This is a genomic window from Pseudomonas sp. 86_A, from assembly GCF_017491705.1.
Classification (GTDB): domain Bacteria; phylum Pseudomonadota; class Gammaproteobacteria; order Pseudomonadales; family Pseudomonadaceae; genus Aquipseudomonas; species Aquipseudomonas koreensis.
Genome location: NZ_JAFGYS010000048.1, coordinates 1 through 773, shown reverse-complemented (window position 1 = coordinate 773; position 773 = coordinate 1). Strand labels below are relative to the sequence as shown.

1 protein-coding gene is annotated in these 773 nt (G+C 64.9%); it reads left to right on the top strand.

Annotation, left to right across the window (positions count from 1 at the left end):
• The coding region (locus J5M57_RS27900) for an RHS domain-containing protein (protein WP_207850166.1) at positions 1–773 on the top strand (773 nt) is incomplete at both ends.

Genomic DNA, 773 nt, shown 5'->3' with positions numbered 1-773 from the left:
CAGGGCCGTTTACTCGCCCACGCGGTAGGCCATCAGCACCAGGCGCTGTATCGCCGCGATTATGCCTACAGCGCCAACGGCAATCTGGAGCACATTGCCGACACCCGCCACGGCCAGCGCACCTACGCCTATGACGCCCTCGACCGGCTGATTCGTGTGCGTCACTCGCGCGACGAACTGCCGGAATCCTTCGCCCACGACCCGGCCGGCAACCTGTTGATGCAGGACCGTCCCGGCCCGACGAAAATCCACGGCAACCGCCTGCTGATGCAGGGCGATCGGCACTATGACTACGACGCCTTCGGCAACCTGATCCGCGAACGTCGCGGCCGCGACCAGCAGTTAGTCACCGAATACCGCTACGACTGCCAACACCGCCTGATCGGCCTGACCCGCCCCGACGGCAACACCGCGTCGTACCAATACGACGCCTTCGGCCGGCGCATCCGCAAGACCGTCGATGGCCAAGTCACCGAGTTCTTCTGGCAAGGCGACCACCTCGTCGCCGAAAGCAGCCCGACGCACCACCGCAGCTACGTCTACGAACCCGGCACCTTCCGCCCCCTGGCGCTGCTCGACGGCAAAGGCCCGAAAAAAGCCTGCCCGTTCTACTACCAACTCGACCACCTCGGCACCCCACAGGAACTCACCGACTACAGCGGCGAAATCGTCTGGTCGGCGCAGTACGACGCCTACGGCAAAGTCGCGGCGATCACCCTGGCGGGCGAGGACTACCTGGACCAGCCGCTGCGGTTTCAGGGGCAGTATTTCGA